This is a genomic window from Streptomyces sp. NPDC059668, from assembly GCF_042734135.1.
GTDB lineage: Bacteria > Actinomycetota > Actinomycetes > Streptomycetales > Streptomycetaceae > Streptomyces.
The window spans coordinates 14,422-36,085 of the sequence record NZ_JBHWEL010000048.1 but is presented as its reverse complement, the minus strand read 5'-3'; the positions used below and the strand labels follow the sequence as shown (position 1 = coordinate 36,085).

The following is a 21,664-nucleotide window of genomic DNA, read 5'->3' as shown; positions in this document are numbered from 1 at the left end:
GTCATCGTCCAGCTGAAGTACATCGGCAAGGGAAACTGTGCGCACCCTCATGGCCAGTGGGTCGTCTATACCTCCTATCTGAATGGGTAACCATGACACACGAGCCTGACAGCGACGTCGAGGTCGATTTCGTCGAGGTCGAATTCATCGAAGACATCTACGTGACGGACATCGGGCTGACCTGGCTCGCCTCGCGATGGCGCGTGCTGGAGGAGTTCTACAGGGAGCACTTCCCGTCCCCTGCCGACGATCCAGGCCCTGTCAGGGTGTGGCTCATGCTGGCGGAAACGTCGCTCGACCAGTTCGACCGCTCCAAGGCCGCCCAACTGGGCCAGGACATCCAGCGGCTCCTGCGCTCACCGCTGCCGGACGAGACGATCCGCACGGTGTGGCTTGCTGCCACGCACGGCATCCTCGACCCGGACGAGCACGGGATGACGGCCCGCACCTGGCTGCGGCGGATCGAGGAGGTGTGGCTGGCCCGCGTGCACCAGGACGATCCGGCGTTCGTCCCTCCGCCGCCACAGCCGGTGGTGGACGAGGAGTTGCGGCGGGCGGTGATCGAGGTGATCCACACGGTCGCGGAGCCGTTGCGCATCGCCTCGGAGCAGCCCCCGTACGGGGTTCCGGCGACCGGACTGGTCCCCGCGCTGGAGCGGGTCGTCACCGAGTCGTGCGCGGACCTCGGCTACCGGCTCTTCCTGCGCGCGGTGAAGACCTACTTCGTGCCCGTGCCGGCAGACGGGGAGACGTACGCCAGGTTCGTCGCTCTCGGCGAGCGGTTCAGTTACCCGTACTGGCTCGTGCGCGAAGGACTCAACGACCGCCGGACCGACTGACGCCGAGGTGTGGGGCGGGCGGACAGACTCCGTCCGCCCCACGCGGCACGTCGTGGCCATCGACGAGAACCATTGCGCAGCCTTCATCGTCCCCCGGGCACCGGCAACGGAAGCGGTGAACTGACCAGCCGACAGGCGAACATCGTCCGCCACATCACCGAGTCGGTCCGCCGGCAGGGCTACCCGCCTCCATGAGGGAAATCGGCGCCGCGGTACACCTCGCCGGAACCTCCCCAGTCGCCCACCAGTTGATGGCCCTCGAACGCAAGGGCGTCCTCTACCGCGACCCGCAATGGCCCCGCGCCGACTGCGTACGCCCCTCGTGGGCCCCCGAATTCGGCGACCGCAGCACCGACCCAGTCGACGTACCGCTCGTCGGACGCATCGCAGTCGGCGCACCCGTGTTCGCCGAGGAGATGATCGAGGACGTCTACGCCCTGCCCCGCCAGATGGTCGGCGACGGTGACCAGTTTGCCCTGACGGTCTCCGGCGACTCCGTGATCGGCGCGGCGATCTGCGACGGCGACCTCGTGACCGTCCGCCGCCAGGACAGCGCCGACCCCGGGGACATCGTGGCTAGTCCCCCATGAACCACAAGTAGCTGCCCGGCGTCGCCGCACACGCTTCCAGGAGTTCGGCGAGGTCCAGCAGAGCCGCCTTTTGGTGGTCGTCAGTGCACCTGTGCGACAGGGCGACGGCTTCCTGGCAGGCGAGTTGAGCTTCCTGTTCGTTGAACAACGTGTCACCGTACGGATCCACCCGGCCGAGCTTGCCCGGGCCATGCCGCTCGAGGGTGCTCAGTGCCCTCGCCAACGCTTCACCGTGCCCGTATGAACCACGCAGCAACGTGTCGTGAGAAGACTTCTTTTGCGTTGGTCGCCCAGAGTGCAGTTCCAGCTCAATCCCCACGACCCCTCCTTCGGCCTCGGACACCGAAGCATCGCAGAGGTCATTCACCCTTCAGGAGTGCCTGGGATCGTCTGGTCCGCCGAACCGGTGCAGGGCACGTTCCTTGGGATCGGAGAGCTCGCCCACCGGTTTGAGGGAGCGCCACAGGAGGGCGGAGGCGTAGCTGCGGTACGGCGACCATGCGGTGGCTCTGGTGAGGACCTCGCCGACGGTGGGGAGGTGGCCGAGGTGCCACTGGTCCTGGATGGCCTGCCGCAGGCCCATGTCCTCCGCAGGCAGGACGTCGGGCCGGTGGAGCTGTCGCATCAGGAAGGCTTGTGCCGTCCACCGGCCGATGCCGCGGACGGAGGTGAGCGTGTCGATCACCGCGCGGTCGTCCATGTCGGCGAGTGCGTCGAGGTCGAGGGTCCCGTGTGTCTGGGCGCTGGCGAGTGCGATCGCGCAGTGCGCCTTGGTGTCGGTCAGTCCCATGGAGCGCAGTCGGGGCACGCCGAGGCCTTCTACGGCGGCTGGGGTGGGGATGCCGTCCGTGGCGGCGGCGATCCGGTCGAACAGGGTGAATCCGGCCAGTGCCGAGATCCGCTGGCCGGTGATGTGCAGCAGCAGCGCGGCGAACAGGCTCGTGCCGGTCCGCCCTCCGTCGTGCCACACGAAGGGGTCCTGCGGGCCGTACGCCGCGATCAGGCGGGCGAAGGCTGGTTCGCGTGAGGCGAGGGCCTTGTGGGGGTCGGGCTTTCCCATGGCGTCGGGTCGTTTCGATCGGGGCTGGCCGGGCCCCGCCGCGAGACAGCGGGGCCCGCGGGGGCTGAGGCCTGGGGCGGCCGGGTGTGGTGGCGGCTACTCGACGTCGGGGTAGTACTGCGGCGCCTCGTCTCGGTCGCGCATGCTGTAGTCGCGGACGACCCGGACACGGCGGCTGCGGGCGTCGCCCGGCACCGGGGCCGTCAGCTGGTACGCCTCAGCCGCGGCGTGGTCGCGCCAGGTGGTGACGAGGATGACGTTGCCCGGCGTGAGCACGGCGTCGAATACGTCCCATGCCAGGAGCCCGGGGGCGTCGTGCACGAGGCCGAGCCGTTCCGCGAGGCCGCGGGGGCCGGCGTTGTCGGTCTCCCCGGAGGGGAGTTCGGCGCTGACCATGACCACTGTGGTGCCCTGGCCGGTCTCGGTCTCGTCGAGTCGCTGCTCCGGCAGCGCCTGCCCCGGGGGCAGGCCCGAGTCCGCGGTCAGCTGTCCGACGCGCAAGTGGTAGTCGGACAGGACGCCCGCGCGGCCCGCCTCCTGCACGCCGTGGTGGCGAGCCCGGGTCCGCCAGCGCACGAGAGCCTTCTCGTTGTCCCAGTTCGACAGGGACAGGATCCATCCGCCGCGGGTGAGGCTGCCGTAGCGGATGTTGTCGACGAAGCCGTCGATTGCCTCGAGTTCGGGCTTGAGCATCTTGGCGTAGCCGAGGTAGTCGTCCCACCGGCCGGAGCCGGGGTGGACCTCGAAGAGTACGGAGAACATGGTGTGCGGCTCCTTTCCGTCAGTGCCTGTGCGCCAGGCCGTTCCTTTGCGGGAGCGCGGGAGCGCGGGAGCGCGGGGGCGCCGCGTGGTCCCGGGCGGTCTTCAGCAGGCGGCGACGCAGTCGACCTCGACGTCGAAGGGGCCCGGCCAGGCGGGCACGGCGGTGAGGATGCGGGCCGGCGGCGGTCCGGTGAAGTAGCGGGCGTACACGGCGTTGACCGTGGCGAAGTCGTCGACCGAGGTGCAGTACACGTGGCACTTGAGCACGTTGTCCAGGGAGGATCCGGCGGTCTCCAGGCAGAGCTTCATCTGCTCCATCACGAGTTCCGTCTGCCGTTCCACCGTGGCTCCGGCGGCGATCTCGCCGGTCTGCGGGTCGAAGGGCGGGAACCCCGAGACGTACAGGGTGTCGCCGTGCCTGGTGACGGCGGAGGTAGGCGCCTTCCACCGTTCGAGGTACGACGAGAGGGGCTCGACGCGGATGACTTCCCTGGTCATGGCGGTACTACCTTTCCGGGTCGGGAGTGTCCTGGCTCCGGCGGCTCGGCCGTTGCTTCGGCCAGTCCTACAGTGCGGCGCCTCGGGCGGCGGGCACGCTAGTCGGCGGGCGTGTCGGCATACTCCTCCAGCCAGCGCTTGTCCAGGGACGGGACGATCCGCTCAAGGGCCGACTGCCTGAAGTGGTCGCTGGCCTGGTGGTCGGCGAAGGCGTCCTGGGACGCGTAGCGCTCGAGGATCACGACGCTGCGCTCGTCGTCGATCTGCCGGTAGACGTCGAAGGAGATGTTCCCGTACTCCTGGCGGGTCGCCTCTGCGAGCTTCGGGTTGACCCCCACGGCCAGGCGCCGCACGCCCGCGGCCGACCGGCAGACCCACACGAAAGCAGCGTCCGAATCCCGCCAGACATGGCCGCAGTACCGCCGCAGACTAGAGGGCGGAACACCGAAGTGCAACGCTTCGAAAGGACACCGGACCGATGACCGCCTTCACGACGATCGACAGTCCCCTGGGCGAACTGCTGCTGGTGGGGGAGGAGTCCACAACGGTGAGGGGCGGCACCGCCCTCGTCTCGTTGTCCGTGCGCGGACAGAGGGGGGCAGCCACGGTCAAGGAGGGCTGGACCCACGATCCGGAGGCGTTCGCCGACATCGTCGCCCAGCTGCGCTTCTACTTCGACGGAGACCTGACGCGCTTCGACATCGACTATGTGGCGAGTGGCTCGGACTTCCAACAGCGAGTGTGGAGCGCCGTGGACGCCGTCCCCTACGGGGCCACGACCACCTACGGCCGCATCGCCGAAGAGGTAGGCGCCCCCAGGAAGGCCGTGCGGGCCGTGGGAGCCGCCATCGGCGCGAACCCGCTGCTGGTCGTGCGGCCCTGCCACCGCGTAGTCGGCGCCGACGGCGCGCTGACCGGCTACGCCGGGGGACTGGAGCGCAAGCGGCAGCTCCTGGACGCCGAGAGCGCACACCGGGCCGCCTGAGACGCCGCCCCGGCCGGCGCAGTTCCGCGCCGGGACAGCACCACCACCGATCCAAGGACCGCACCATGACCGAGACCACCCTGCTCGCGGCGCCGGTCGCGCACCGTGTCGCACAGACCGACTGGATCTCCCTGGCCGACGAGCTCAACGAGCACGGGAACGCCCTGACCGGGCAGATTCTCACCGCCGCCGAATGCCGGCAGATCGCCGGCCTGTATGACGAGGCCGCCCGGTTCCGGACGACCGTCGACATGGCCCGCCACCGTTTCGGCTCCGGCGAGTACCGCTACTTCACCCACGACCTGCCCGACGTCGTAGCAGAGCTCCGCCATGCGTTCTACCCCCGTCTGCTGCCGGTCGCCAGGGAATGGGCGGCAAAGCTCGGCAAGCCGGCGCCCTGGCCCGACAGCCTGGAGGAGTGGCTCGCGATGTGCCACGAGGCCGGCCAGGCGAAGTCCGCTCAGATCCTCCTGCGCTACGGCCCCGGCGACTGGAACGCCCTGCACCGCGACGTGTTCGGGGAGATGGTCTTCCCACTCCAGGTCGTCGTCGGCCTCGACGCGCCCGGCACCGACTTCACCGGCGGCGAGTTCCTGATGACCGAGCAGCGGCCCCGCGCCCAGTCCCGCGGCTCGGCGACGACCCTCCCGCAGGGGCACGGCCTCGTCTTCACCACATGCGACCGCCCCGTGGCCACCAAGCGGGGCTGGTCCAACGGGCCGATGCGGCACGGCGTGAGCACCGTCCGCTCCGGCAGCCGGCACACCCTCGGCCTCGTCTTCCACGACGCGGCATGACCACCAGCCGCCACGCCGAAAGCACGGCAGCGCGGACGTACACCCTGCTCGGCCCCGACGCGCGTCCCTACCGGAGCCCGACGCCGGGAACGCTCGGCGGGAACCGGCGCAGCCGCCTGTACGGACGGCTCGACTGCCGGGCCGCACTCGGAGCCGTCGCCCGCGGGCCCTACACCGAGCACCGGGTGTTCTTCGCCGACAAGGACACCGCGTCGAAGGCCGGGTACCGGCCGTGCGCCGTGTGCCTGCCCGCGGAGTACGCCCGCTGGAAAGCAGACAGAGAAGGACCCGCCCCATGAGCACACCCGCCGGACGGGCCGCCGCCCGCTACCGGTACAGCGTCTCGCGCAAGAAGTCGGACCCCGGCGACGCTCTGGTCCTAGCCAACATCCTCCGCACGGACCTGCACGCCCACCGGCAGCTGCCCGAAGACAGCGACCTCGGCCGCGCCATCGCTGTTCTGGCCCGAGCCCAGCAGGACTCTCTGCGGAACCGGCAGCAGCTCGCCAACCAGCTCGGATCCTTGTTGCGCGAGTACTACCCTTCCGCCCTGGCCGCCTTCGCCGTCTGGACCAACGGTCTGTGTCGTCCCGAGGCCCGGGAACTTCTCAAGGTCGCTCCGACCCCGGCTCGGGTCGCACGACTGACCCGCCCTCAGATCCAGGCCGCGCTCAAGCGAGCCGGCCGTCGGCGCGGCATCGATGCCGAGGCCGACCGCCTCCGCGGTGTCTTTCAGCGCGAAGGGCCCCGCCAGCCACCGCTGGTCGAGGATGCTCTCGGCAAGCAGATGATCGCACTGCTCATCCGGTTGGAGGCGGCCTGCCCCGCTGCTAACAACCTCGCCAAAGCGGTGGAAGAGGCATTCTCCCAGCACCCGGACGCTGAGATCCTGCTGAGTTTCCCCGGACTAGGCATCCAGCTCGCCGCCCGCGTCCTGGCCGAGATCGGCGACGACAGAACCCGGTTCGCCGATGCCCGCGGCCTCAAGGCATACGCCGGCTCGTCTCCCATCACCCGTGCCTCGGGCAAGAAGTCAGCCATCACAAGACAGTTGGGTGAAGAATGACCGGCTCGACCACGCTGGCTACCTGTGGGCCTTGTCCGCGTTCCGCCACTCGCCAGGAGCCGGAGCCCACTACCGGCGCCGACACGAACCAGGCGACTGGCACGCAGCCGCCCAGCGCAACCTTTTCAACCGCATGATCGGACAGCTCTACCACTGTCTTCAGAAGCGCGAGCTCTTCGACGAGGAGTCCGTGTTCCCGACACCCTCGCTTGCCGAGGGGGCCGCGGCCTGACCAGCCAAGATGCCTTGCCCGCAGTGACGAAGGCAGCCGATCATTCGCCCATGAGACCCGTGGCAGGGGGAGCCCTGGCACGAGGAGACGCCACGCGAGCGTGACCCGGACGAGCTCGCCGCCCTCCACGCGTGCCGGGCCATACGCCCCGCCCTTTACGAGGCCGTCGAGCCGTTTCTCTCCTCTCCTGACCTCCATGTCCGCGAGGCCGCGCTCGGCGCCGCAACACCGCTCCTTTCCGCACCTGGGCTCATCGATCGGCGGCCACGGGCCGCCGCACTGCTGCAGGCCCGGCTGGGAGCCGTCACGGCCCGACGGGAGCGAGCGAGCGTGGCGCGCACGCTCACCATGTGGGGCATGGACACCTCCGACCTGCTCGCCGACCCCGACCCGGCCGTGCGGGTCTGCGCCGCGCTCGGGCCCACCCATGCCGATCGGCCACGCGCCCTCGCCGTCCTCCTCCACGCACTGGGGGACCCGCGAACGACAGACGGCTGGTTCCCCGAGCCGCTGCCCGGGCTGGACGGGTGGTTCCGTTTCACCGTGCTGCGTTCCGCCCTGGCCCTTGCCGAATCGTTCGAAGAGGTGGTAGCGGTTGCCATCGCCATCGTGACTACCGGTGGCACGTCCATGGTCGACCACGAACGCGGACCGATCCTGCACAGAGCCTTCCCCGGTGGCTACGACCCGACCCGCCCGCTCACCTCCGCGCAACGCGACCTGCTCCAGGCCTTCGTGGACTCCGACGGGTCGACGTCCGGCATCGCCGGGAACTGGTTGTGGTTCCGCACGGCAGGCCTGCCCGAGGACCGGGACGGCATCGCTGCGTTGCTCTGACGCGAGCGAACCGCGCGCACGGGCTTCCCAATGCAGAAGTCAAGCCGCAGAGACCGGGCTGATGCCCGGTAGCGTGACTGCCTGACAGCCACACCTTCCTTTGGAAAAGAAGTTCAGGATGCACATCCTGGAAGATCCATCCGAGCTCTCGGCGCGTGCACAAGATCTCCTGCGTCGCACAGCCCGGCGTGAGTTGCCCGCTCGGCTCGGGCTGCCGATAGAGCTCTGGCAAGTGCGCGACCACACGGGCAAACACATCCCCGCCCCCATGGATCTCATCATCCGGTGCGAGGGATTCGAGCAGAGGTTCGGCGGCCTGCGCTACGAGGTACGCCGCAGCTGGGTCGTGAACGGGGACCGGTACGAGACCGCCCGCGGTTGGGAGTACGACCACTTCGGTCTCCGGACGGCAGCGTGGCAGGACCCGGTAAGAGGAGGCTGGTACTTCGAATGGACCGGCGAGCGTGTCTCGAAGCCGTGCCGGGACTTGATCCACACCGACGGCACTGTGGGCACCGACATCGACGGTGGCAGCCCTTACCTCCCTATCGCCCCGTCGCTCCCGCATCTGATCGAATCACATGCCCTTACCGACAGCGTCGCGACGTGGAAGCCATGGCCCGTGGACACCCTTGACGCCCGGGCCATCGAACTCCTCGACGGCCTGGGGGAGGTGGCTGAAGCCTCATGGGGTTCCTCGCGGTGGCGGCTGTCGGACACCGTCGCCGTCATGGACTACGACAGCTGGGACCACAAGAATCCACGCCGTCGGACGCATGTCTGGTCTCGCGAGCAAGCCGGTCACCGCCAAGTGCAGGCAGTCCTGGACGGATGGCAGCACCAAGATCCGAGCGACGCCGTGACTCCCGGCGGCACGAATGCGTAGTGGCGCCGGTCCTGGATCAGGGCCCACAAGACGTTCACCCGGCGGCGGGCGAGAGCGGCCGAGGCGCCGAACGGGCGGCTGATGGGGGCATGGCACTCCTCCGGGAAGTCAGCAGATGTCGGGTGGCCGGACACAGACCGCGCTGCGGGCGGTGCACAGCACGGTCAGGGACAGCGGATGGCGGCCAGCGCCTGGCGCAGTGCCGCTACGACGTATCGGGAGTCGTCGGTCGTCATGGCGGGGTGGAAGGGCAGGCTGAGGATTTCCCGCGCGGCGGCTTCCGTCTCCGGCAGCGGCCTGCGCCAGGCGGCGAAGGCAAGCTGCAGGTGGTTGGGCGGGTAGTGGACGCCGACGCCGATGCCGTACTCGCGCAGCACGCCGTGCACCCGGTCCCGCTCCGGTACACGCACGACGCAGTTGCACGGCACGGGGTCCTCGGTGCCGACGTCGACCAGCCGCGCGCCCGCACTCGGCGTAGGCCTGCCACAGCGCTACGCGCCGGGGCGCGACGATCTCGTCGAAGTGCTGCAGTTGGATTCGGCCGACCGCGGCGTTGACCTCCGAGATCGTGCCGCGCAGTCCCGGCCCGGCCACGGTGTACGTCGTGGTGGCGATGCGTTCGCGCTGCGAACTGGTGATCCCGAGCGTGCGCAGTTCGCGCAGCCGTGCGGCCTCGCCAAGCGGTGCGCGGAACTATGGCGCCGCCGACGAGTGCCGTGACCTGTTTGATCGGGCCGAAGGAGAAGACCGTCATGATGCGCTGGTCGGCACCGACCGGGACATCGCCGAGCCGGGATCCGAAGGCTTGGGCTGCGTCCTCGATGACGGTGATGCCGCGCTCGTGCAGGCGGTCCAGAATGCTGCTGAGGTCGACCGGCCGGCCGCCGTAGAGCACCGCCAGCACCGCGCGGGTGCCGGAGGTGAGCGCGGCCAGCACGGCATACGGCTTGACGCACAGAGTGCCGGGATCGTGGTCGATGAAGCGGGGCCTGGCCCCCAGCGCGGTGATGGGCTGGATTGTCGCGGCGAACGTCTGAGAGGGCACGATGATGTCGTCGCCCGGCCCGGTCCCGCACGCGAGCAGGGTCAGGTGGATGCCCGTCGTGGCGGAGGACACGGCGACGACGTCCGGCACCGAAAGGTACGCGGCCAGCTCCCGTTCGAACAGGTCCGCGCGCGGGCCGTGACCGTACTGCCCGTCGAGAATGGCCTGCGCCGCAGCGTCTGTCTGCGGCCCATGCAGGTAGGGCCGGGCGTTGTACCGGACGGACGGCGGCGGGACGGTGTCGCTGAACATCATGGAAGCTCCGAGGACGCGGTAAGGGAGCTGCCGGCGAAGGACCGGTCACTGGTCGCGGACACCTGCCGCCGCGGTGTCCTGCCAGGCCTGGGAAACGACGACGCGGGGCCGGGGGAGGAGGAGTTGCGCAGCAGCGGCGCCCACCGGTCCGGATGGTCCCGGTACCACTGAACGGTGGCGGCCGGCCCGTCGTGGAAGTCGTGCTGCGGGAGGTAGCCGAGTGCGACCGCAACACCGACCCGGTTGACCACTCAACAACCAAGATAAGCCGTTAAATTTGACATACCCGAGCCCGCAGACCGCGGCCACACTCGGAGGCGAGATGCGCGGGTGTCGGGCGTGCGCCCGTGCCGACCGGCCGAATCCATCGACGGCGTCGTGCCTCAGCTCTGCCGGCTGCAGTCGTAAAGGCGGAAGCTGCCCTTGGTGCGCCATCCGTAGGCCCCGGAGCGGATGCGCGTGCAGTGGGACTTCACCCAGGTTGTGGCCGGGGTGGTGGGCCGCAGCGGGGTGAGCAGCACGTAGCGGAGTTGGTGAGTGGCGACCAGGCTGCCGATTTGATCAGCGGTAGGAAAGGGGGTCTTGCCGGTGAATCCGCCCATGACGAGCATTGGCTGGGACTGGGCGCGCAGCAGGCGCTCCGCGGGGTAGGCGGCCTGGGTGGCGAGCAGGTACTTCTCGCCGTGGTGGTGTGCGGTTAGGTAGTCGAGCAGGGAGGTGTCGCGGTCGCTGGGCTGGTCGAGCCCGACCCGGCGGAGTGCGGATCGGTCGTGGAGGGCGTTGTGGTAGACCTTGCCGACCGGGCCCGCTGTGGGCGAGGTGGAGGCGCCCGCGTAGAGCGGGTCGAGAGAGGAGGCGGCCCAGCCTGCGGGCAGGAGCAGAGTGGCCGTGATCCCGGCGGCCAGGGAGCCTTGGACCATCCCTCGGGAGGTGTGTGACCCGCTGGTCCACAGGCCGAGTGTGCCGCACATCGCAAGGCCCACGGCGAGCAACAGCAGCCAGGAGGCGAACAGGGTCGGCACGTCGAGTACCAGCGCCCAGACCACCGTCAGCAGGATGACCGACGGCAGCCACACGCGCCGCCGACCGCCTGCCTCGTACACGGACCGGAAGAGGGCGAGCCCGCCCCCGGTAAGCGCGGCGATCGCCGGTGCGAGCACGGCCGTGTAGTACGGGTGGTTGCCGTTGGAGACGCTGAACACCACGGCGTGCACGGCCAGCCAGCCGCCCCACAGGAGGAATCCGGCACGCAGCAGGTCGGTTCGCGGTTCGCGGGCGCGCCAAACCAGGGCCACCACGGCGGCGAGCGCGGCGAGCGGCAGGAACCAGGCGATCTGTGGGCCGACGGTGTGGTTGACCAGCATTCCCCAGCCGGTGTTTCCGGAGGTCCGGCTGGCGGCGGTCCCTGAAATGGCACCGAACGCGGTGTCATCGTCGCTGAAGCGACTCAGGCCGTTGTAGCCGAAGACCAGGCTGAAGGGGTTGTTGTTGGAGGTGCCGTCGACGTACGGGCGGTCCGCGGCGGGCGTCGCCCATGCGAGCAGCGCCCACGAGCAGGAGACGGCCAGGGCGACCGAACCGCTCAGCAGCAGGCGCAGGGCACGTCGAAACGGTAGGCCGCTCGCGGCGACTTGGTAGACGACGGCGAAGACCGGCAGCACCAGCCATGCCTGCAGCATCTTCGTCTGGAAGGCCAGTCCGCACCAGACGCCACAGGTGATCAGCGGCAGCAGCCGCCCGGTCCGTACAGCCTTCTGCAGGGCTCCGGCGGCTGCCACCAGCAGCAGAGTGAGTGCGGTGTCCGGGATGGTGGCCCTGTTGAGGACCACGGTGATCGGGGTGAAGGTGAGCGTCAGGGCGGCGATCAGCGCGGCGAACGGCCCGGCCCAGGCCCGTACGATCCGGTGGAGCAGCCACACGGTGAGCACGCCCTCGACGACCTGCGGCAGCGCGGCCGCCCACGTGCTGGGACCGAAGATCCAGACGCTGACGGCCTCGGGCCAGAAGGCGCCGGGCACCTTGTCGAGAGTGATCGAACCGCTGGGGTCCAGACCGCCGAAGAAGAAGGCCCGCCAACTGGCGGCCATCGACCGTATCGCCGAACTGTAGTAGGGGTGAATCGCGGCGTGCCCGATGCCCCAGCCGTACAGCAGCGCAGCGACGACCAGCACCGCGGCCAGCGCCGGGCGTTCCCAGGTTGCCGGAGCTTCCGGCCGGCTGCCGCGCCGGTGCGATGTCCGGTGGCCGCTGTGGGAGCCGGTGGTCTGGTCGGTGGGGATGGTGGCCATGGCGGAGGTCCTTGGATCAGTGGTCAGGCGGGGCGACGGGTTACAGGCGGCGGGTCGGCCGGGAGCCGCAGGCGTTGCTGGTGCGTGCCGTCCAGCAATACGCCGTCCGACAGACTGTCAGTGGTCGTGCCGCTGGCGGCAGACCGGTTGGGGTGGAAGCTGCCCGTGCACACGCCGCAGTGGTCGACGCCAGCGGTCTACGGCGGCGGTCTACGGCGCGAGCGACGCCGGGAGCCGGTGCGCCGGTCGCTGTGGATGTGCCGGCGGTGCGGCCCTGCGCCGTCGTACCGGCGCCGATGGCGACGCGCACCGACAGCGGGATGTCCACGACGACCGGCTCCGCACCGGTCGACACGGCTTCTCGTCCCCTCGGATCGGATGCCGCTCGGCCCGGCCGCGGTGCGGGCGGCCACCACCGGCAGCGGCACGACGAGCGACGCGCCCGGCCGGCACACCTCGCCGGGCAGCCGCATCGCGGTCGGCGACAGGGGCCCTGTGACGCGGAGCCCGGGACGCGGTAGGCAGGGCAGGGGTCCTTTCTCAACCGAGCGACGAGCGCTCGAAGGTTCGATGAACGCACACGGGCGTCCCTGCGTCGTCCTGCCACGGAACCCCCGGGGTGGGCCCCCACGCGGGGGCCCGATTCTCGGAGTCCGTCAGCGGACGAAGGCGATCTCCGGGTAACTCCCGGAGGGCCCGTCCAACAGGGTGGTGTGCTTGCCGCGCAGCTGCTTGTCGAAGAAGGCGGCGAGGTACACGCGCTGGATCTTGATCGCCCGGTCGGGGTCGATCGAGCCGTACTGCTGCTGCACCTGCTCCGGTGAGAGCCCGAGCAGGGGCGCCACCTGCGGCACCAGCCACTCGTTGTCGCTGAACGACAGGTGCCTTGAGCCGTGGAGCTGGATGTCGACCCGGTACCCCTTCAGGTGGGGCCACAGCTTCCGCCACGACGAGTCGTTGTTGCGGTTGTGCGTGCCGGAACTGAGCAGCATAAACGGGCGGCTCAGGTCCTTGCTCGGCGCCGTGCCGAAGAACTGGCCGTCCAGGTTGGCGCCGGCGTCGATGCGGTGGTCGAGCTGCATGGCGGTGTCGACCGCGGCGCCGCCCAGCGACCAGCCGAACATCCCGATGTGGGACGTGTCCACGGACTTCGACAGACCGGAGGGGAGCTTGGCGTGGTCGACGTCCGGGTTGCCGCCCTTGGCGATGGTGCCGAGCTGGTTGATGACGAAACGAATGTCGGCGGCGCGCACGTTGAGCGTGTCCGACGAGTGCGAGCCGGCCGGCATGGTGTTGACCTCGAGCCGGTTGCCCGGGAACTGCACCTCACTGGCGTCGTGCGTGTGATCGACGGCAATGACGATGTAGCCGCGGCTGGCGAGGTCCTCGGCCAGGGCCGTGCCCATCGCGCGGTCCGAGTGCAGCCCGGTTGAGTACAGCAGCACGGGGAGCTTGCCGTGCTCGGTGTCGACCGGGGCCAGGACGTGGCTGGAAGTCTGCGGCAGCGTCACCTGCTGCGGCGACAGGCCGCGCGAGTACAGGAAGTGAGCACCCGAGATCGACGGCATCCACGGCGCCACCGGGTGCCCGGAGGTGGAGGAGGCCGGGTACCAGTACGTCACCATCAACTCGCGCGCCCGGTTGCCGGATACGTACGGGTCCGTCCGGGACTTGTCGACGAGGTGCTGGCTGAAGGTGCCGACCTTGTAGGGCCCGCTCGGCGCGGGCAGCTTGAGGTGGACGGCGGAGGCGCGGCCACGGCTGAGCGTGGCTGCCGGGTGGGCGTCCTTGGGTAGGGCCGCGCTGTCGTTCTCGGGCGCCCAGTTCGTGGAGTCCTCGTCGGGCGAGGATCCGGTGGCCGGCTGCCTGTCGGACGCCTTCCCTGCGGCGATCGAAGGCGTCACCCCGGCGCCCAGGGCGACAGCGAGCACACCTGCGGTACCGACCGCTCGGGCTATGAGTCTGCGGCGGTAGCGCGGTCTGCGGTGTTGCATATAACTCCCCCAGTGGTCACGGGCCCAGTGGCCCGCTGATGGTCAGGGCACACCGTACCGCTGCCCAGACCTACGGATCGCGCGACCACCGCGTTCACCGCGGTTGCGCGCACGGACCACCTCTCCCAGGCACGGTCCGGCGGGTCACGGGCGGCGTACCGCCCCGTTCTGCGAGCCGATCGCGTTGATCATTGCGTGTGGCTCTGCAACCGGCCGCAAGCCCCTCCTTACTCTCCCGCTCCCCTCACCTGCCACCGCGCCGGACCGTCCCGACATCCCGGACCACCCCGTCTACCAGCAGATCCTCACCGCCCTGGCCGACGCGGGCCGACCGATACGCGCCCGCGACCTCCGCCAGGTCCTCAATCTGCCGATCCTCCCGAAGAACACCGAAGGCATCCGCTTCAAACTGAAAGGCCTGGTCAGCCGGGGCATCCTCATCGAACCCGAACCCGGCTTGTTCGCCCGCCCCAACGCTTGAGGACCATCCCCCACCCGCGACCAGGGATCCTTCCCCAACCTCAACTGCGAAACGGACAAGAACTCACGTTCCGCACACATTCGCTAAAGATCTTGTCTGACGGAGGTGCCCGCGATGGAGAACACCGCGCCCGCACGCCGGGGACGTCCCCCGAGCACCCGCAACAGGGGCAGTGAGCTGACCAGCCGCCAGGCGAACATCGTCGACTACATCACCGAATCAGTGCGCCGCAGGGGTATCCGCCCTCCATGCGGGAGATCGGCGCCGCCGTACAGCTCGCCAGCACCTCCTCCGTCGCCCACCAGCTGATGGCCCTGGAACGCAAGAACGTCCTCTACCGAGACCCGCAGCGCTCCCGCGCCTACCGTGTACGCCCGTCGTAGGCACCCCAGCTCGGCAACCGCAGCACCGAACCGGTCGACGTACCGCTCGTCGGGCGCATCGCGGCCGGCGCGCCGCTGCTCGCCGAGGAGATGGTCGCGGACGTCTACACCCTGCCCCGCCAGGTCGTGGGTGACGGAGACCTGTTCGCCCTGACGGTCTCCGGCGACTCCATGATCGACGCGGCGATCTGCGATGGCGACATCGTGGCTGTCCGCCGCCAGGACAGCGCCGGCCCAGGGGACATCGTCGCCGCGCTCCTGGAGGACGAGGCCACTGTCAAAGTCCTACGTCGCGAGGCCGATTCCTGGCGATGACGCGCAGATCCTCGGCAAGGTCGTCGGCGTGCTGCGCCTGCTCTGACAGGCCCCGCTCTTTCCCACGCTCGGTCGGGTTGGCTCGACGACCTGTCCTTGCCCCGAGCGTTCACGTTCCGGCGCGCTGTCCCGTCCCGTGCCACCGGCATCCGTATTGTCGTATGTGCCCGGCTCGAGGACAGGACGGCCGGTCATGCGGTCCCGCGCTCCGTTCGCACGCCGCGCGGGACCGCCCATACCGGCGGCCGAACCAGCAGATAGGCAAAGCCTGAGCACCGAATCCGTTGCGTCTTGCAGGCCATCCGGACATCTACGACCTGAGTGCGCTTCTCGCGCATGAAGAACACCTTCGGGGATGACCGTTCAGTGACGATCGGCGTTCCGGTTGAGGACTCGCAGCCCGTCCACGCTTTGCACCAGGAGGCCACACCCCAGGAGCGCGCACGCTGCTTCGAGCGTGATCTGAACCCCCGAAGGGTCATCGGAAAGGACTGCGACGGCCTGCACGAGGAGAAGCAGTCCCGCGAGGATGCCGAGCGCGCCAGCCCAGCGGTTCCGCGGCACGAAACGCCACCATGGCCCGCCTTCCGTTCGACCCCAGGCCCGGTCATTGTTAGGCACAGCAACCTCCACATGAGTTCTCGACCAAGGAACAGGTTGCCGAGGATCGGTCGATCATGCGGCTGGTGCCTGCACCTCCCGCCTGAGGTGTGCGCCGGTCGCGAGAGCGGCGGGGTAGATGACAGGCCTCCCATACCGGGTGCGGGCCCGGTCGGCCACGGCTTCGATCGCCAGCGGCTTCTCGTCGCCACTGTCCAGGCTGAGTTGCCGGATCGCCCGGCTGTCAGGACGCAGAGCATCCGCGCGTAGCGCGATACTGCGGACCCGGGCCCGCTGCAGACCGAGGGATTCGTAGACCGCGTATGCCGTGCGGGCCAGGAGCACGGTGTGCTGGGTGGCCTCGGGCAGAGTGCGGCTGCGGCGGGTGCTGGTGAAATCGGCGTATCGGATGGTGCAGGTCAGTCCTGCCGCAATCTGGTCCGAGGAACGGAGCTGTGTGCCGAGGTCGTCGGCGAGCGCGAGCAGGGCGCGCCGGTGGGCGGCCGGGTCGAGTTCGTCACGGGTGAAGCGGTGCTCGGCGCTGACGCTCGCCGGTGCGGGGGAGGGGTCGCCGGTGGTGGTGTCGTGGCCGAGGGCGCGTTCGTGGAGGGCGCGGCCGACGCGGGCCCCGAGCAGGCGCTGCAATGTGGCAGGCGGCAGGTCGGCAACGTCCCCGACTCTGTGCAGACCGTACGAGGCCACCGTCGTGGCCGTCTTGCTGCCCACGCCGGGCAGTTCACGTACCGGGCGCGGCCGCAGGAACGCGGCGACGGCGTCGGGGGAGTGGTCGATGACGGTGCGCCGGCCGGGCGGCGTGAGATTGCAGGCCATCGCCGCGAGCATCCGGTTGGGACCGGCGCCCGCAGCACTGTGCAGGCCCAGGAGCGCGAGAGCGCGCATCTGGATGAGTTCGGTCAGGCCGCGTGCGTCGCGCTTCCAGTACGGGAGAGCGCCGGTGAGATCGAGGACAGCCGTGTCCGGCTCGATGATCTGCACGCGCGGCGTGATGTTCTCCAGCAGCGCGCGCACACCGTCAAGAAGCCCAGTGTCGCCATCCGTCGGAAGGACGAAGCGCAGTTGCAGGACCGCGCGGTGGCCATGGCCGCCCACGACGATCACCCTGCGCTTCCGGGGCTGCGGTGGCCGAGGCGGCGCAGGTCGGCTGAGCGGGTCCCGGCGGGCTGGAGGTCCGCGTACGGATGCAGGCGGGCTCCCGCGGTCCCGTCCTGAAGGGTGCGCTGCGGCGAGGCCTGCCCTGCGGGGGTGGGGGAGGGGGTGGTGCGGCCGAGGAGGTCGAGGGCGGCCTGGGGGCCGTGGTCGCGGCGGGCCGCGGCGACTTCTTCGAGGTCCCAGGCCATCTCGCCGACCACGGTGCGGCGCGGGCCTCGGGCCTCGACGGTGCCGCGCACCAGTAGCAGCCCGGAGTAGAAGACGGTGTGCGCGACCTGTTCGTGGGAGTCCTCGAAGAACGCCAGGTCGATCAGGCCCGCACCGTCCTCGAGCGTCACGAAGATGACCCGCTTCCCGGACGGGATCGGCGGAGTCTGCGTGGAGGCCCGCACCCCGGCAACCAGCACCTTCTGACCAGGAGCCATCGCCCGCAGCTGACGTGCGTCGGTCGCGCCGACCTCGTTCAGCAGCCGGTGGTGGTGGTCCATGAGGTGGTGGGTGACGTCGATCTGCAGCGTCTCGAGCTCTGCGTCGAGCCGGTCGCGGCTGGTCATCTCCGGCAGCCCGCTCGGCTCGGCGGACACCAGCTCACCGCCGAGGGGCAGTTGGCCGTCGGTGGCCCGGGCCCGGGACTGCCGGTGGAGCTCGACGGACTGCAGCAGCAGATCCCGCCGAGTTAGGCCGCCCGCGAGTGCGTCGAGGGCGCCGACACGGATCAGGTGCTGCGCGGTGGGCAGGGACGGCCGGCCGCGCTGCCACAGGTCCTGCAGACCGGCATACGGCTGACCGTCGACGAGCCGGCCGACTTCCGCTTCGCTGATGCCCTTCACCGTGGTGAACGCGAGGCGCACCCCGAACCCGTTCTCGGTCTGTTCGGCGCTGTGCTGGGCGCGGGAGTGGTTGACGTTGACGGGCAGGATCGGCACGCCGTGGCGGCGCGCGTCGGAGACGATGACGCGGCGCGGCCACATTCCCGGGTCGTGCTCGAGCAGCCCGGCGTACAGGAACGCCGGATAGCGGGCCTTGAGGAAGGCGCTCTGGAGTGCGGGAACGGCGAAGGCGACGGCGTGGGCGCGGCAGAAGCCGTACGCGCCAAACTGGGAGACGGTCTCCCACACCTCGTCCAGCACGGTGCTGCTGTAGCTGCGCTCGCCCGCGGTGCGCCGGAACCAGGCTTCGACCTTCGGCAGCCTGTCGGGGTTGGCCAGGGCACGGCGGGCGACGTCGCCGGCGGCCCGGTCGCAGCCGGTCATCTTCGACAGGATCGCGATGATCTGTTCGTGCCAGATCACCACGCCGTAGGTGTCGGAGAGGATCGGCTCCAGGTCCGGATGCGCGTAATGGGGCTCGGCGCCGTGCCGGGCCGCGATGAACAGAGCGGGCATGCCCCCGGACACAGGCCCGGGCCTGAACAGGGAGATGTCCGCGATCACGTCCTGCATGTGGCGCGGCTGTAGTCTTCCCACCAGGTCTTGCTGGCCAGGGGACTCCAGTTGGAACAGGCCCACGGTGTCGGAGGCCTGGATGAGTTCGAAGGACAGCCGGTCGTTGAGGTCGACGTGGTCGGGGTTGTCGAGGTCGAGGGCCCGCCCGGTGGTGCGGTGGATCTCGGTGACGGCGTGTGCCATGGCCGACTGCATGCGCACCCCGAGCACATCGAGCTTGAGCAGTCCGAGATCTTCAACGTCCTCTTTGTCGGCGAGCAAGGCGGGATAGCCGGCAGGGGTCGGCTGCACCGGCAGCCGGTCCAGCAGCGACGCGTTGGAGATGATCACTCCGCACGGATGCATGGCGAAGCCGCGCGGCAGTGCGTCCAGGCCCTCGGCGAGCTCCCACAGCGGACCGAACTTCTCTGCCTGAGCGGCGAGTTGACGGAGCTCGGGCAGTTCGGCCAGCGCGGAGCGGATGTCGCGGGCCCGGATGTGCGGAAAGCTCTTCGCGACCTCACCCACGACCTGGGGCGGCAGGCCGAGGGCGAGCCCGGTGTCTCTGAGGGCGTGCCGGGCCCGATAGGTCTCGGGCATGCCGGTGACCGCGGTCCGCTCGCGGCCGAACCGGTCGATGATCGCGTCATACACCTCCAGGCGCCGCGCGGACTCCACATCGAGGTCGATGTCCGGCAGCGACGTCCGCCGCTCACTGAGGAACCGCTCGAACAACAAGCGGTGCTCAAGAGGGTTGGCCGTGGCTACAAAAAGCGCGTGATTGACCATCGAGCCGGCACCCGAACCACGCGCGGCAACGCGGATCCCCAGCGCTCGCGTATCGGCCACCACCTGCGCCACGGCCAGGAAATACGGCTCGAAACGCAGGCGGCCGATGACGTCGAGTTCGTAGTCGAGCTGCCGTACCGCGGGTGCGTCTCTGTCGAGGCCGCGGGCGGCCATCCCGGCCTCACAGCGCTGCCGCAGCAGCCGCATCGCCGACCCGGGCTTGGGCCCCGCGCCCACGACGGACGGCTCGGGGAAGTGCGGTCGGCCCAGGCCCAGATCAGCCGGGGTCAGGGCGCAGGACTGGCCGGCCGCTTCCGTTTCGGCGAGCAGTCGGGCGGCCTCTGTCCGGCCGCCACCGGCGGCTTCCGCGACGCGCTCCGCGGCTGCGGCCATGGTGGCCGGGTCCTTCAGCCACCGTTCGCCGCCGTCCAGGTGCCGGCGGTCGATCGGCCGCAGCAGTCGCGCTGCATCGAGCACGTCCGCGAGCCGGTGCTGCGTGGAGTCGGCGTACCGGACCGCGTTCGTCAGCACCGCGCGCACACCGAGCTCGCCGGCCAGGCCCACCGTGCGCGCGGCCAGCCTCAGCGACCCGGGACCCGTCCCCTGCTGCCCCAAATACACCGTCTCCAGCCGCAGCCTCTCGTCAGCTAGCTCCCTCCACGGTGCGAGCAACTGCTCGGCCACGTCGGGACGGCCCGCGGACAGAGCCCGCAACGGTTCGGAGGAAGGACCGAGCAGCACCACCAGGTCGCGGTCGGCGTACTCACGCAGCACCGGCCAGGACACGACCGGCGATCCGCCGTCGGCCTCGGCGGACGCGGCGGACACCAGACGGCACAGCCGCGCCCACCCCGCCAGATTCTGCGCGAGCAGCGTGACCCGCAGCGGCGGCTCCACGACGTGCGCGCCTCCACGTACCGGTGTGCGTGCACGGGCGGTCTGCGGGGCGGGCGTACGGAGTGGGGCGACGGCGACGTCGACACCGAAGACGGGCCGGATACCGGCGGCCGCGGCGGCCTTGGCGAAGCGCACAGTCCCGGTGACGGTGTCGCGGTCGGTCAGCGCGAGCGTCGTCATCCCGCGCTCGACCGCGCGCTGGACGAGGACGTGGGGGAGGGCGCCGCCGTAGCGGGCGGAGTAGCCGGACGCGACGTGCAGATGAGTAAATCCACAGCTCACGCACCTCCTACCTCTCGCCAGCCCCCTCCCTTCCAGGTTCGCACCATAACTCGAAATCGCACAAGCGTGCGAATGAGTGAATCGGCCGTCGCCCGCCACCGCCGGGTACCTTCGAACCGCGGCAGCCCTGAATTCAGCCTCGGACCGCAGGCCTATGACACGCATCACAGGCTGGTGCTATTCGTTCGGCCAGAGGTCCTCGAAGCTGTGCCGGCCGCTGGACACCGGGCCGGGGGCTGGGTCAGGCGCCACGGCGCCGGGCTGGCTTCGTCGCGGCCGCGGTCTTCTTCGCAGCCTTCTTGACGGGGGCCTTCTTCGCGGTCTTCGCAGCCGCGGTCTTCTTCTTCGGCTTCGACTCGGTCATCTCGCGGATCTCGGCGTCCCCGCTGTCCTCGCCGCGCGCGGACTGCGCCTTACGGACGCTCTCCTGCAGTGCCGCCATCAGGTCCAGGACCTGCCCGCCCCGCTCCTCGTCTCCCGTGCGGGGCTCAGGCGGCCGTCGGCCCTCGGCCTTCGCCTCGATGACCGCTTCGAGGGCCTCGCGGTGGGTGTCCCGGTAGCCGGAGATGTCGTCCGTCGTCATCGAGTCGACAAGGTGCACGGCCTCATCGATTTCGGAATCCGTGACCTTGACGACCTTGGGGGCGAGCTCGGCGGGGTCGCGGATCTCGTCGTCCCACTTCAGTACGTGCGCGACCAAGACCCCGTCCCTCACCCGCAGCAGCACCAGGCGCTCCCGCCCGTGCCACGCCAGCTTCGCGACGGCCACCTTCGTGTTGCGGGCCAGCGCCCTCGCGATCAGGGCGTACGGTTTCGCCGCGACCTGGCCGTCGCCTTGCAGGAAGTAGCTGTCCCCGCTCAGCCGGACCGGGTCGATCGAGGCGGCCGGCACGAACGAGACGATCTCGATCGCCTTCGCGGTCGGAAGCGGCATCGCCTCCAGCTCGGCGTCCGTGACCGCGACCAGCGTGTCCTTGCCGACCTCGAAGCCCTTGCCGATCTCGCCCGCGGACACCTCCCGGTCCTCCGCCTCGCAGTACTTGCGCACCCGCACCCGGCCCATGTCCTCGGTATGGACCTGGTGGAAGTGGACCGAACGGTCCTCGGTAGCACTGACCAGCTTCACGGGGATAGTGACCAGCCCGAAGCTGATGGCACCGCTCCACAAGGGTCGGGGCATGACGGACCT

General features: G+C 70.0%; 19 protein-coding genes and 4 pseudogenes. 10 read left to right on the top strand and 13 right to left on the bottom strand.

Annotated features, from left to right (window positions below; translation table 11 throughout):
• Positions 1-92: 92 nt before the first annotated feature.
• Both ACFV2J_RS28400 and lexA (ACFV2J_RS28395) read left to right on the top strand, forming a co-directional pair.
• Positions 93-839, top strand: coding sequence for a hypothetical protein (locus ACFV2J_RS28400; RefSeq protein WP_385081815.1), 747 nt, complete (start codon positions 93-95; stop codon positions 837-839).
• A 191-nt stretch (positions 840-1,030) separates the two neighbouring features.
• Positions 1,031-1,429, top strand: a complete 399-nt coding sequence (gene lexA, locus ACFV2J_RS28395; RefSeq protein ID WP_385081817.1) for a transcriptional repressor LexA — start codon at positions 1,031-1,033, stop codon at positions 1,427-1,429.
• Here the strand turns inward: lexA (ACFV2J_RS28395) and ACFV2J_RS28390 are convergent.
• The 5 genes from ACFV2J_RS28390 to ACFV2J_RS28370 form a co-directional block, all read right to left on the bottom strand.
• A complete protein-coding gene (locus ACFV2J_RS28390; RefSeq protein WP_385081818.1) occupies positions 1,416-1,652 on the bottom strand; it encodes a hypothetical protein in 237 nt (78 codons plus the stop codon). The genes lexA (ACFV2J_RS28395) and ACFV2J_RS28390 overlap by 14 nt on opposite strands.
• Positions 1,653-1,799: 147 nt before the next feature.
• Complete coding sequence (locus ACFV2J_RS28385; protein WP_385081819.1) at positions 1,800-2,489, bottom strand: DNA-3-methyladenine glycosylase family protein; 690 nt, start codon at positions 2,487-2,489, stop codon at positions 1,800-1,802.
• A 96-nt stretch (positions 2,490-2,585) separates the two neighbouring features.
• A complete protein-coding gene (locus ACFV2J_RS28380; RefSeq protein WP_385081820.1) occupies positions 2,586-3,251 on the bottom strand; it encodes an antibiotic biosynthesis monooxygenase in 666 nt (221 codons plus the stop codon).
• Between the two features lie 102 nt (positions 3,252-3,353).
• Complete coding sequence (locus ACFV2J_RS28375) at positions 3,354-3,749, bottom strand: RidA family protein (RefSeq protein ID WP_385081821.1); 396 nt, start codon at positions 3,747-3,749, stop codon at positions 3,354-3,356.
• A gap of 98 nt (positions 3,750-3,847) precedes the next feature.
• Positions 3,848-4,129, bottom strand: coding sequence for a putative quinol monooxygenase (locus tag ACFV2J_RS28370; protein WP_385081822.1), 282 nt, complete (start codon positions 4,127-4,129; stop codon positions 3,848-3,850).
• 98 nt (positions 4,130-4,227) lie between these two features.
• Here ACFV2J_RS28370 and ACFV2J_RS28365 point away from each other — a divergent pair, with 98 nt between their 5' ends.
• The 6 genes and pseudogenes from ACFV2J_RS28365 to ACFV2J_RS28340 all read left to right on the top strand — a co-directional run bounded on the left by ACFV2J_RS28365 (position 4,228) and on the right by ACFV2J_RS28340 (position 8,552).
• A complete protein-coding gene (locus ACFV2J_RS28365) occupies positions 4,228-4,734 on the top strand; it encodes a methylated-DNA--[protein]-cysteine S-methyltransferase (protein ID WP_385081824.1) in 507 nt (168 codons plus the stop codon).
• A 65-nt stretch (positions 4,735-4,799) separates the two neighbouring features.
• Complete coding sequence (locus ACFV2J_RS28360) at positions 4,800-5,531, top strand: 2OG-Fe(II) oxygenase (RefSeq protein ID WP_385081826.1); 732 nt, start codon at positions 4,800-4,802, stop codon at positions 5,529-5,531.
• Positions 5,528-5,830 carry an Ada metal-binding domain-containing protein gene (locus ACFV2J_RS28355; protein ID WP_385081827.1) on the top strand — a complete coding sequence of 101 codons (303 nt, stop codon included), beginning with the start codon at positions 5,528-5,530 and terminating at the stop codon, positions 5,828-5,830. The genes ACFV2J_RS28360 and ACFV2J_RS28355 overlap by 4 nt, the downstream gene beginning before the upstream one ends.
• Positions 5,831-5,847: 17 nt before the next feature.
• Positions 5,848-6,829: pseudogene (locus ACFV2J_RS28350) on the top strand (transposase); the annotation flags it as partial.
• A gap of 357 nt (positions 6,830-7,186) precedes the next feature.
• Positions 7,187-7,666, top strand: a complete 480-nt coding sequence (locus ACFV2J_RS28345) for a hypothetical protein (RefSeq protein ID WP_385081828.1) — start codon at positions 7,187-7,189, stop codon at positions 7,664-7,666.
• Between the two features lie 268 nt (positions 7,667-7,934).
• On the top strand, positions 7,935-8,552 hold the full coding sequence (locus tag ACFV2J_RS28340) for a hypothetical protein (protein WP_385081830.1): 618 nt from the start codon (positions 7,935-7,937) through the stop codon (positions 8,550-8,552).
• A gap of 164 nt (positions 8,553-8,716) precedes the next feature.
• Here ACFV2J_RS28340 and ACFV2J_RS28335 read toward each other — a convergent pair whose 3' ends face one another.
• From ACFV2J_RS28335 to ACFV2J_RS28315, 5 genes and pseudogenes are all read right to left on the bottom strand, one after another.
• Entirely contained in the window at positions 8,717-8,962 is a 246-nt protein-coding gene (locus ACFV2J_RS28335; protein ID WP_385081831.1) for a DegT/DnrJ/EryC1/StrS family aminotransferase, read from the bottom strand.
• A 121-nt stretch (positions 8,963-9,083) separates the two neighbouring features.
• Positions 9,084-9,167 (bottom strand): annotated as a pseudogene (locus tag ACFV2J_RS28330) (hypothetical protein); the annotation flags it as partial.
• 133 nt (positions 9,168-9,300) lie between these two features.
• Positions 9,301-9,849 (bottom strand): annotated as a pseudogene (locus ACFV2J_RS28325) (aminotransferase class I/II-fold pyridoxal phosphate-dependent enzyme); the annotation flags it as partial.
• Between the two features lie 386 nt (positions 9,850-10,235).
• A complete protein-coding gene (locus tag ACFV2J_RS28320) occupies positions 10,236-12,140 on the bottom strand; it encodes an ArnT family glycosyltransferase (RefSeq protein WP_385081832.1) in 1,905 nt (634 codons plus the stop codon).
• Between the two features lie 656 nt (positions 12,141-12,796).
• Positions 12,797-14,134: an alpha/beta hydrolase family protein gene (locus ACFV2J_RS28315; RefSeq protein WP_385081833.1), complete on the bottom strand. Its 1,338-nt coding sequence runs from the start codon at positions 14,132-14,134 to the stop codon at positions 12,797-12,799.
• Between the two features lie 184 nt (positions 14,135-14,318).
• On the opposite strand from ACFV2J_RS28315, the gene ACFV2J_RS28310 reads away from it, so the two are divergent.
• The gene (locus tag ACFV2J_RS28310; RefSeq protein WP_385081835.1) at positions 14,319-14,615 is read left to right on the top strand and encodes a hypothetical protein; all 297 of its coding nucleotides are present in this window, start codon (positions 14,319-14,321) and stop codon (positions 14,613-14,615) included.
• Between the two features lie 114 nt (positions 14,616-14,729).
• Positions 14,730-15,359 (top strand): annotated as a pseudogene (lexA, locus tag ACFV2J_RS28305) (transcriptional repressor LexA).
• A gap of 629 nt (positions 15,360-15,988) precedes the next feature.
• On the opposite strand, the gene ACFV2J_RS28300 reads toward lexA (ACFV2J_RS28305), so the two are convergent.
• The 3 genes from ACFV2J_RS28300 to ACFV2J_RS28290 all read right to left on the bottom strand — a co-directional run bounded on the left by ACFV2J_RS28300 (position 15,989) and on the right by ACFV2J_RS28290 (position 21,655).
• The gene (locus ACFV2J_RS28300) at positions 15,989-17,023 is read right to left on the bottom strand and encodes a hypothetical protein (protein WP_385081836.1); all 1,035 of its coding nucleotides are present in this window, start codon (positions 17,021-17,023) and stop codon (positions 15,989-15,991) included.
• A 5-nt stretch (positions 17,024-17,028) separates the two neighbouring features.
• The gene (locus ACFV2J_RS28295) at positions 17,029-20,475 is read right to left on the bottom strand and encodes a DNA polymerase III subunit alpha (protein WP_385081838.1); all 3,447 of its coding nucleotides are present in this window, start codon (positions 20,473-20,475) and stop codon (positions 17,029-17,031) included.
• Between the two features lie 241 nt (positions 20,476-20,716).
• Positions 20,717-21,655, bottom strand: a complete 939-nt coding sequence (locus tag ACFV2J_RS28290; protein WP_385081840.1) for a Ku protein — start codon at positions 21,653-21,655, stop codon at positions 20,717-20,719.
• Positions 21,656-21,664: the final 9 nt, after the last annotated feature.

Bases quoted from the DNA above. Each gene is read 5' to 3' on its own strand.
- ACFV2J_RS28400 (WP_385081815.1), top strand. From the start codon at position 93: ATGACACACGAGCCTGACAGCGACGTCGAGGTCGATTTCGTCGAGGTC.
- lexA (WP_385081817.1), top strand. From the start codon at position 1,031: ATGAGGGAAATCGGCGCCGCGGTACACCTCGCCGGAACCTCCCCAGTC.
- ACFV2J_RS28385 (WP_385081819.1), bottom strand. From the start codon at position 2,489: ATGGGAAAGCCCGACCCCCACAAGGCCCTCGCCTCACGCGAACCAGCC.
- ACFV2J_RS28380 (WP_385081820.1), bottom strand. From the start codon at position 3,251: ATGTTCTCCGTACTCTTCGAGGTCCACCCCGGCTCCGGCCGGTGGGAC.
- ACFV2J_RS28375 (WP_385081821.1), bottom strand. From the start codon at position 3,749: ATGACCAGGGAAGTCATCCGCGTCGAGCCCCTCTCGTCGTACCTCGAA.
- ACFV2J_RS28365 (WP_385081824.1), top strand. From the start codon at position 4,228: ATGACCGCCTTCACGACGATCGACAGTCCCCTGGGCGAACTGCTGCTG.
- ACFV2J_RS28360 (WP_385081826.1), top strand. From the start codon at position 4,800: ATGACCGAGACCACCCTGCTCGCGGCGCCGGTCGCGCACCGTGTCGCA.
- ACFV2J_RS28355 (WP_385081827.1), top strand. From the start codon at position 5,528: ATGACCACCAGCCGCCACGCCGAAAGCACGGCAGCGCGGACGTACACC.
- ACFV2J_RS28345 (WP_385081828.1), top strand. From the start codon at position 7,187: ATGGACACCTCCGACCTGCTCGCCGACCCCGACCCGGCCGTGCGGGTC.
- ACFV2J_RS28340 (WP_385081830.1), top strand. From the start codon at position 7,935: ATGGATCTCATCATCCGGTGCGAGGGATTCGAGCAGAGGTTCGGCGGC.
- ACFV2J_RS28320 (WP_385081832.1), bottom strand. From the start codon at position 12,140: ATGGCCACCATCCCCACCGACCAGACCACCGGCTCCCACAGCGGCCAC.
- ACFV2J_RS28315 (WP_385081833.1), bottom strand. From the start codon at position 14,134: ATGCAACACCGCAGACCGCGCTACCGCCGCAGACTCATAGCCCGAGCG.
- ACFV2J_RS28290 (WP_385081840.1), bottom strand. From the start codon at position 21,655: ATGCCCCGACCCTTGTGGAGCGGTGCCATCAGCTTCGGGCTGGTCACT.